This window comes from Rhodococcus sp. R1101 (genome assembly GCF_000278445.1).
Classification (GTDB): Bacteria; Actinomycetota; Actinomycetes; order Mycobacteriales; family Mycobacteriaceae; genus Rhodococcus; species Rhodococcus gordoniae.
In genome coordinates this window covers 1-987 of sequence record NZ_AJVB01000799.1, presented here as the reverse complement: position 1 = coordinate 987, position 987 = coordinate 1, and the positions used below count along the sequence as shown (strand labels likewise).

The 987-nt window shown below is 65.6% G+C and carries 2 protein-coding genes; one reads left to right on the top strand and one right to left on the bottom strand.

From position 1 onward, the window contains the following. A partial coding sequence (locus R1101_RS0124300; RefSeq protein ID WP_016935739.1) for an aromatic-ring hydroxylase C-terminal domain-containing protein occupies positions 1-509 on the top strand: 509 nt, incomplete at its 5' end. A 14-nt stretch (positions 510-523) separates the two neighbouring features. Here the strand turns inward: R1101_RS0124300 and R1101_RS28675 are convergent. Further along, on the bottom strand, positions 524-987 hold a 464-nt coding region (locus R1101_RS28675; RefSeq protein ID WP_016935738.1), incomplete at its 5' end, for a LysR substrate-binding domain-containing protein.

Genomic DNA, 987 nt, shown 5'->3' with positions numbered 1-987 from the left:
GGGAGCGAGCGCTGAAGTTCACGATGGCGCAATCCCTGTTCCAAAAGGCCGATCCGCGCCAGGAGGCTCTGCGCGATCTGATCGACGAGGTGCTCCGCCTCGACGACGCCGGATCGCCGATCGCAGCGTTGATCTCCGGTCTCGAGGTCACTTACGACCTCGGCGAAGGTCATCCACTGGTGGGGCGGCGGATGCCGGATCTCGACATCGTCGTCGAGGAGGAGCCGGTGCGCGTGTTCGAGCTCATGCACCAGGCGCATCCATTGCTGCTGCAATTCGATGGTACGCCAACAGATTTCGGGATCCTGCCCGAACACGTCGACCACGTGCGAGCGCGCTACGACGGCGCGTGGGAGTTGCCGGTCCTCGGTGCGGTGGATGCGCCGTCGGCTGTGCTCGTGCGCCCGGACGGGTATGTGGCATGGGTGGGGGAGGGTTCGACGGACGGACTGGGCGACGCGCTCGAACGGTGGTGCGGCGTTGCAGGCCGCGATCATCGGCACGAGTGACAGCTGAGCAATCCCTATGGATCGACCCGGCGATCATCGAATCTGTCGGCGTGTTCGGTGATATGGGCGTGCAGTCGCGCCGCTGCCGGTGAGGGCGTCCGTGTCCCGGTGGTCAATCCGATCGTGCGGTTCTCGATGCCGGTGACCGGGATCGTGGCGGTTCCGGTCACCGGCGTTTCCGAGCGAGGCAGGAGTGCGACCCCGAGGCCCTTCGCCACCAGTGCGCGGATGGTGTCGAACTCGCTGATCTCGAACGCGATGTGTGGCTCGAATCCGGCCTCGATGCACGCAGTTTCGAGTTCCTTTCGGATGTGGTAGTCCGGTGGGCTCGCGATGAAGTGGTCGTCCGCGAGATCACACAGGTCGAGCCGGGCACGCGTGGCGAGTCGGTGTGTGCTCGGGAGGTGGAGCAACAGCTTCTGCTGCGCGAGCACGGTGACCGGCAGATCCTGCGGCGGAGGGATGATGACGGCGAGAT